Below are 7,808 nucleotides of genomic sequence, written 5' to 3' on the forward strand. Positions count from 1 at the left end.
GAGTACAAGATGCTGGAGCAGGCGCGTGCCATTGCGCAGTCCGACGACACGCGCCAGCTCACCGCGCTGGCGATCGCCGCCACCCGTGCCGACATCATCTGCATGCAAGAGGTCGACAACATCGAGGCGCTGAAGGCCTTCGAATACGGCTATCTGTTCAAGATGGTCGGGCAGGGCTATCGGCAGAAATACACCACGGCCGGCAATGATACCCGCGGCATCGACGTTGCCGTGATGATGCGGAGCGAGACGGCTGACGGCCAGCCGATCGAATTCGTGCGCATGACCAGCCACGCCCATGTCACCTTCGAGCAATTTGGGCTGTTCACCTCGGAACTCGCGGCGCTCGGCTATCAGGCAATCGAACGCATCTTCCGGCGCGACTGCCTCGAGGTCGACCTGAAGATCGGCGGCGTGCCGCTGACGCTCTATCTCGTGCACTTCAAATCGATGGGTTCGCCGCGCAATGGGCTGGACGGCCGCGAGGCGACGATGCCGCTGCGTATCGCTGAGGCGCAGGCGGTGCGCCGCATCATCGAGGAGCGCTTCGGCAAGGATCATGCTGCCGACAAGCGCTGGGCGATCTGCGGCGACATGAACGACTACCGGCAGCGGGTGAAGATCGAGGGCGACAGCGTCGACGGCTACCGTTTCCAGGTGATCGACGAGAGCCAGTCCTGCATCAACGTGCTGACCGCCGGCGGCTTCTGCGAAAACGTTGTCGAGCGACGGCCGGAGATGGACCGCTGGAGCTTTTACCACACGCGCGGTCCCGAGGAACGGCACCTCTGCCAGCTCGACTATATCCTGTTGTCGAAGGGGCTGGCGGCGAAGAACGCGACCGCCGTTCCCGACATCGTCCGCAACGGCCAGCCCTGGCGCACCATCTTTCCGGCCGGCCAGGAGGTCGAGCGCTTCCCGCGCGCCGGCTGGGACCGACCGAAGGCCTCCGACCATTGCCCGGTGGTGATCGCCCTGGACATGGCCTGAGCTGCATCTCAACACACCTCAGAGCAAGATGAGCTTCGACCTCCCACGCAACGTCATCCTGCCGGTCGACAAGGTCGATGTCAGGCTCGACCCCGGCCGGCATCCGTTCGAACGCGACAACGCCGAGGCGATCGCCGAGAACTGGCGGCGCGAGATGGGGGCGAACCCAGCGCTGTTCGACGGCACGGTGGTGTTGCTCTCGGCGCTCGCCTATCGCGACGGCGGGCTCGTCGGCCGCTGCCATGCGGTGAAATATTCGACCTTCATGCTGTGGCGGAAGAAGCGCGAGGCGAGCGGCGCCGAGCATGCCTATGCGCATGCCATGCTGGTTGCCGGCGACAATGCGCTGGTGGCGATCCGCATGGGCGCGCATACCGTCAATGCCGGCCGCGTCTATTTCGCCGCCGGCTCGTTCGAGCCGATCGATTTCCGCGACGGCCTCGTCGATGTCGACTTCAACATGATCCGCGAGGTGCGCGAAGAGACAGCGATCGACCTGTCGGGCGCCGAACGCGGCCGGCGCTATCATGCGCTGTCGACGCCGAGCGGCACGGTGATCTTCCGCCGCTATCAGGTGACCGAGCCTGCCGACGAGATCGCGCGGCGCATCCGCGCCTTCATTGTCACGGAGGCGGAACCGGAGATCGAAGGTCCCGTCGTCATCCGTGATGCCACCGACCTGCCGGACGGGCTGATGGGACATATGAAGCCGCTGATCGAATGGCATTTCGCGGGCGGCGACGAAGTCCCCTGAGTCCTTATGGGAAGATCGGCGGCAGCGCCTCGTCCGACATGCTTTTCCGGCAGCCGCCGTCGTCCTTGTAATAATAGCTGTAGCCGTTGATGGCCGGCGCGCCGCCGAGATGCGCGTAGAGAATTCGTGAGCCCTCGGGGAAGAAGCCCTTCCTGGTCAGGTCGATCAGGCCCTGCATCGACTTTCCCTCGTAGACCGGATCGGTGATCATGGCCTCGGTGCGGGCCGCCAGGCGGATCGCGTCGTTCGTGGCCTCCGACGGAACGCCATAGGCGGGATAAGCATAGTCGGGGTTGATGACGATTTCGTCGTCGCGGACGGCGCGGCCGAGCCCGACGAGGGCGGCGGTGTCGTCGACGATGCGGCGGACCTGGGCGCGGGTCTGGTCGAGCGTGCCGGAGGCGTCGATGCCGATCACCCGGTCGGCACGGTTCTGCGCGGCGAAGCCGACGATCATGCCGGCCTGCGTCGAGCCAGTCACGACGCAGACGATCATGTAGTCGAAGGCAAAGCCGAGCTCAGCTTCCTGCCGAGCCACTTCTTCGGCGAAGCCGACATAGCCCAGCCCGCCGAACTTGTGCACCGAGGCGCCTGCCGGGATCGGATAGGGCTTGCCGCCGGCGTCCTTCACCGACTGGATAGCGTCCTCCCAGCTCTTGCGGATGCCGATGTCGAAACCGTCGTCGACCAGCCGGCTGTCGGCGCCCATCAGGCGTGTCATCAGGATGTTGCCGACCCGGTCATAGACCGCGTCATAGTGGGGCACCCATTTCTCCTGGATCACCACGCATTTCATGCCGATCTTGGCGGCCGTCGCGGCGACCATCCGCGTATGGTTCGACTGGACGCCGCCGATCGACACCAGCGTATCGGCGCCGGAGCGAAGAGCATCCGGCACGATGTATTCGAGCTTGCGCAATTTGTTTCCGCCCATGGCCAGCCCGGAATTGCAATCGTCGCGCTTTGCGTAGACGTGGACTTTGCCGCCCAACGCAGCGCTCAGCCGGGGCAGATGCTCGATGGGCGTCGGACCGAAGGTCAGCGGATAGCGTTCAAACTTCGCCAGAAGTGACATCGATCTGTCTCCGCTCTTTGTCGTTTTCGATGCTTTGATAATAGGCGCAGTCGGGCGAAAGGTGTTCTCGAACTTGCCGGCAGAATTTTCATATCTCCCAGATATTTGCGATATGATTGACCTGTTCGTTCATATAGGCTGGCAAAAATGGAAGAATCTTCCACCGAGTTGGACCGCATCGACGTCAGGATCCTGCGCACCCTTCAGGCCGAAGGACGGCTGACCAATGCGGAGCTGGCGGCGCGCGTGAATGTCAGCGCCGCCACCTGCCACAGGCGCACGCAACGCCTGTTCGAAGAAGGTTACATCACCGGGGTCAGGGCGGAGATTACGCCCGCTACGGTAGGGCTTGGCGCGCTGGTGATGGTCGGCGTCGTGCTCGACCGTTCGACACCTGAAAGCTTCGCCGCTTTCGAGGAAGCCGTGCTGAGACTCAAGGAGGTTCTCGACTGTAATCTCGTGGCCGGCGACTTCGACTACCTGCTGAAGATAAGGGTTCGCGACATGGCGGATTTCAACAAGCTCCACGGGCAGAAGCTGATCGCGCTACCGGGCGTACGGCAAACCAGGACTTTCTTTGTCATGAAGGAGGTCAAGGAGAATGCGCGGCTTCCGTTTTGACAGGCCGCGGAGCAAGGGCGCGCAAGCTCAGCGCTGCGCCTTGTCCTGCAAAGCCTTGCGATCGTTGCGGGCGGCGATGAAGAACAGGATGACGCCGAGGCCAAGCAGCGCGCCCATCGCCATTCCCATCGTCTGGCCGACGACCTCCTGAAAATTCGTGGCGACGCGATCGGGATTCTGGATACCGTAGCCGGCGAGATACCACCACAGCCCGGCCAGGGCGGCCTCGAAGATCGCCAACACCAGGATCAGCCGCGCCTTCTTGCTCATTCGAATCTCCCCCCATGTGCCGAGGCCATGCAGTAGCATTGCCGGATGCGTGGCGACAGGGGTGGCGAGGGCATATTCCGGTAACGACCGCGCCGCCTCACTCGTGCCGCAGCGCGTCGATCGGGTCGAGCCTGGCGCCGCGCAGCGCTGGGAAGAAGCCGAACACCATGCCGATCAGCGCCGAAAAGCCGACCGCGAGCAGGATGACCGCCGGGCTCGGCGCGAAGGGGATGATCAGCGCCACCGAGGCGATGGCGGCGAGCGCCAGGCCGATCAGGATGCCGATGATCCCGCCGAGGAGCGACAGCACCGTCGCCTCGACCAGGAACTGGATGAGGATGTGCTTCTCATGCGCGCCGATCGCCAGCCTGATGCCGATCTCGCGCGTGCGTTCGGTGACCGAGACCAGCATGATGTTCATGATGCCGATGCCGCCGACCAGCAGGCTGACGCCGGCAACCGCGCCCAGCATGCCGGTCATGGTGGTGGTGGCGCTGGCCATGGCGTCGGCGATCTGCGTCATGTCGCGGATCGAGAAATCGTCATCGCGGTCGGGCGTGACGCGGCGCGTGTCGCGCAGGATGTCCTCGACGCGCGGCTGCAGTTCGGAGGTCGGCGTGCGGTCGTCGGCGGCGATGTAGATCGAATCGATGTCGCGGTTGCCGGCGATGCGGCGCTGGTAGGCGGCAAGCGGCATCAGCACGACATTGTCCTGGTCCTGGCCGAAGCCGGTGTAGCCCTTGGGTTCCAAGAGGCCGATGATCTTGCAGGAGGTGCGGTTGACGCGGATGGTCTCGCCTTCCGGATCGCCGGCGCCGAAGAATTGCTGGCGCACCGTCTCGCCGACCAGGCAGACCCCGGCGCCGGCGCGGGTCTCGGAATCGCTGAACGGACGCCCCGAGACCAGCTTCCAGTCGCGCGCGTCGAGATAGGCGCTGTCGGTGCCGGTGACGCCCGATGTAACGCTTTCGGTGCCGAAGATGACGCGGACCTGCTTTTGCGAGGCGGGCGAGATGGCGCGCGCGCCGTCGAGATGCTTGACGAGCGCGGCAAGGTCCTTGTCGGCAAGCGGACGCACCGCCTGGTCGAGCCCTCCCGGTCCGCCAGGCCCGGCCGGACGGCCGGGGCGGACGACGAGCAAATTGCTGCCGAGCTTGGAAATATCCGACTTGACCTTCGCGGTGGTGCCGGAGCCGATGGTCAGCATGGCGATGACGGCGGCGACGCCGATGACGATGCCGAGCAAGGTCAGGAAGGAGCGCAGCACGTTGCGGCGGATCGAGATCAGCGACAGGCGAACTGTCTCCCAGATCATTGGGCCGCCTCCAGTTTGTTGGAGTCGGTGGCGACATGGCCGTCGAGGAAGCGGATCGTGCGCTCGGCATAGGCCGCCACGTCGGCCTCGTGCGTGACCATGACGATGGTGAGGCCAAGCTCGGCGTTGAGCCTGGTCAGGAGCTCCATGATCTCGTGCGTGCGGGCGGAGTCGAGATTGCCGGTGGGTTCGTCGGCAACGAGCAGCGTCGGCCTGGTGACGATGGCGCGCGCGATCGCCACCCGCTGCTGCTGGCCGCCGGAGAGCTCGGCCGGCGTGTGATGCTCGCGTCCCACAAGGCCGACCTCGGCCAGCGCCTGCATGGCAAGTTGGCGGCGCTCGCGCGCGGCGACACCGCGATAGATCAGCGGCAGCTCGACATTCTCTGCCGCCGTGGTGCGCGGCAGCAAATTGTAGCCCTGGAAGACGAAGCCGACATAGAGGTTGCGCAGCATGGCGCGGCGGTTGCGGTCGAGCCGGCCGGCGTCGATGCCCTCGAAACTGTAGGTCCCGGCAGTCGGCGTGTCGAGGCAGCCGATGATGTTCATCGCCGTCGACTTGCCGGAACCCGACGGGCCCATGATGGCGACGAACTCGCCTTTTCGGATGGCGAGATCGACGCCGGCCAGCGCATGCACGCGGGCTTCGCCCTGGCCGTAGCTTTTCCAGACCTTGTCGAAGGCAATCAGCGTGGAGCCCGACACGGCGTCAGTTCCGCAGCTGCGAGCCGGTGATGACCTGCGCGCCTTTGTCGAGGCCGGACGTAATCTCGGTCAGCTCGCCATCGGTGGAACCGACCTTGACATTGACCGCGTGGGGTCGGCCATTCTCCAGCACATAGAGCGTGCGCGAGCCGTCGGTCGGTCTCGGCGTGGCGTCGCGCTGGCGGCCAGGGCGGCCCATGCGGCCGGTGAACAGGTCGCGCAGGCTCCACGTGCGGGCGGCGGGCGGCGCCGGCCGGTAACGGAAGGCGGTGGCCGGCACGGTGAGCACACCCTTGGCCTGTTTGGTGACGACCGAGACGGTGGCGGTCATGCCGGGCCTGAGCAGCAACTCGCTGTTGTCGACCTCCAGCCGCGCATTGTAGGTGACGACGCCGTCAGTGGTTACGGACGCATAGGAGATGTCGCGGATCTCGGCGTCGAAGGGCCGCTCCGGAAAGGCATCGACGGTGAAGCGGGCATGTTGGCCGGGCTTGACCGAGCCGATATCGGCTTCGTCGACCGCCGCCTGCAGCTCCATGTTCCTGAGGTCGGCGGCAATGACGAACAGCACCGGCGCCTGCAGCGAGGAGGCGACCGTCTGGCCGGGGTCGACAGAACGCGTCAGCACGATGCCGTCGATCGGCGCGTAGATGGTGCTCTTGGCAAGGTCGGTCTGCTGCGCCTTGAGATCGGCATTGGCGATGGCAAGGTTGGCCTCGGCGCTGTCGAGGGCCGCCTTGGAGCGGTCGCGGGTCGCGGTCGCGGCCTCGAGCGACTGGTCGGTCGCCATGCCGCGCTTGGTGAGTTCGTTCGCGCGCGCCAGCGCGTTCTCGTTTTCCTTCAGCGTCACGGTGGCGTCCTCGACGGCTGCCGCGGCTGCCTTGGCGGAAGCCTCGGCGCGCTCGATCTGAACCTCGAGCTTGGCGGTGTCGAGCGTCGCCAGCACATCGCCCTTCTTGACCTGCTGGTTTTCCTCGACCGCGACCGAGCGGACGACGCCTGAAAGTTCGCTGGAGATGTCGACCTGCGTCAGCGGCTGCAGCGTGCCGGTGGCCGAGACCTGGACGGTGAGGTCGGCAACGGCTGCCGGCACGGTGGTATAGTCGATTTTGGCCTGAGAGCCGGCATACCACTGATAGAAGGCACCCGCCGCGGCAACGGCGATCAGCGCCAGCAGGGCATAGAGCCAACCGCGCCGGCGTGTCCTGCGCAGGCCGTTGCGGTCGAGGCCGAGCGCCGTCTCGATGGCGGAATCCGATTCCGTCTTTGGCGGATTGACAACCTGGTCCACGCTGGACCCCTATTATGCGCACAGTCCCTATCTGTGCACAGATCAGGCTTTGTGGTTCGAATTACAAATTAAATTTCGCCCATGTTGGGATTGAGGCAAGAATGAAAACCCGGGATTACTTGCTCTACGATGTCTTTACGACCGAGCGGCTGGCCGGCAACCCCGTGGCTGTCGTCCTGGACAGCAAGGGGCTGGACACGGCGGCTATGCAAGCCATCGCGCGCGAATTCAATCTTTCCGAAACGGTGTTCGTGCTGCCTCCCGACAACGCCAAGCACCGCGCCCGCATCCGCATCTTCACGCCCGACTATGAAATGCCGTTCGCCGGCCATCCGACCGTCGGTACGGCGATCGCGCTCGCCGATCTGGCTGGCGAGACCGCCGGCATCTTCGTTCTTGAAGAGAATATCGGCCCGGTACGCTGCGCGGTGAGCAAGCATGACAGCGCCACTTTCGCCGAGTTCGACCTGGCGAAGCTGCCGGAGCCGCTGGAGCTCTCCGCCGACGCGGAAGCGATCGGCGCCGCGCTTGGCCTTGGACCGCATGAGATCGGCTTTGAGAATCACCGCGTCTCGTTCTGGTCGGCCGGCGTGCCCTACGTGACCATTCCGGTCGCCGACCTGAAGGCGGCGGGCCAAATCCGGCTGGACAACCAGGCATGGTCGGAACTGGCGCCGCGCAAGAGCGAATGGGCTTTCGCCAGTCCCTATGTCTATTGCCGCGAGACGGTCAACCATGAGAGCGCCTTCCATGTGCGCATGATCGTGCCCGGCAGTCCCTCCTATGAG

At 65.0% G+C, this 7,808-nt stretch carries 9 protein-coding genes; 4 read left to right on the plus strand and 5 right to left on the minus strand.

Features of this window, described 5'->3' with window-relative positions; all coding sequences use genetic code 11:
* On the plus strand, positions 1-990 hold a 990-nt coding region (locus EN781_RS19345; protein ID WP_127400236.1), incomplete at its 5' end, for an endonuclease/exonuclease/phosphatase family protein.
* A 28-nt stretch (positions 991-1,018) separates the two neighbouring features.
* A complete protein-coding gene (locus EN781_RS19350; protein ID WP_126053993.1) occupies positions 1,019-1,744 on the plus strand; it encodes a hypothetical protein in 726 nt (241 codons plus the stop codon).
* 4 nt (positions 1,745-1,748) lie between these two features.
* On the opposite strand, the gene EN781_RS19355 is transcribed toward EN781_RS19350, so the two are convergent.
* Positions 1,749-2,819 (minus strand): 1-aminocyclopropane-1-carboxylate deaminase, encoded by a 1,071-nt coding sequence (locus tag EN781_RS19355; protein WP_126053994.1) that lies wholly within the window; start codon positions 2,817-2,819, stop codon positions 1,749-1,751.
* Positions 2,820-2,966: 147 nt separating this feature from the next.
* Here EN781_RS19355 and EN781_RS19360 point away from each other — a divergent pair, with 147 nt between their 5' ends.
* Complete coding sequence (locus tag EN781_RS19360) at positions 2,967-3,440, plus strand: Lrp/AsnC ligand binding domain-containing protein (RefSeq protein WP_126053995.1); 474 nt, start codon at positions 2,967-2,969, stop codon at positions 3,438-3,440.
* A gap of 27 nt (positions 3,441-3,467) precedes the next feature.
* Here the strand turns inward: EN781_RS19360 and EN781_RS19365 are convergent, their stop codons facing one another.
* From EN781_RS19365 to EN781_RS19380, 4 genes are all read right to left on the minus strand, one after another.
* Entirely contained in the window at positions 3,468-3,710 is a 243-nt protein-coding gene (locus EN781_RS19365) for a hypothetical protein (protein ID WP_126053996.1), read from the minus strand.
* Positions 3,711-3,807: 97 nt separating this feature from the next.
* Positions 3,808-5,025 carry an ABC transporter permease gene (locus EN781_RS19370; RefSeq protein ID WP_126053997.1) on the minus strand — a complete coding sequence of 406 codons (1,218 nt, stop codon included), beginning with the start codon at positions 5,023-5,025 and terminating at the stop codon, positions 3,808-3,810.
* Positions 5,022-5,729, minus strand: coding sequence for an ABC transporter ATP-binding protein (locus EN781_RS19375; RefSeq protein ID WP_126053998.1), 708 nt, complete (start codon positions 5,727-5,729; stop codon positions 5,022-5,024). The genes EN781_RS19370 and EN781_RS19375 overlap by 4 nt, the downstream gene beginning before the upstream one ends.
* Before the next feature lie 4 nt (positions 5,730-5,733).
* Positions 5,734-7,020 (minus strand): efflux RND transporter periplasmic adaptor subunit, encoded by a 1,287-nt coding sequence (locus tag EN781_RS19380; RefSeq protein WP_126053999.1) that lies wholly within the window; start codon positions 7,018-7,020, stop codon positions 5,734-5,736.
* A 101-nt stretch (positions 7,021-7,121) separates the two neighbouring features.
* Between EN781_RS19380 and EN781_RS19385 the strand changes: the two genes are divergently transcribed.
* Positions 7,122-7,808: PhzF family phenazine biosynthesis protein (locus EN781_RS19385; RefSeq protein WP_145965552.1), on the plus strand; the 687-nt coding region annotated here is incomplete at its 3' end.

This window comes from Mesorhizobium sp. M4A.F.Ca.ET.090.04.2.1, from assembly GCF_003999085.1.
Classification (GTDB): Bacteria; Pseudomonadota; Alphaproteobacteria; order Rhizobiales; family Rhizobiaceae; genus Mesorhizobium.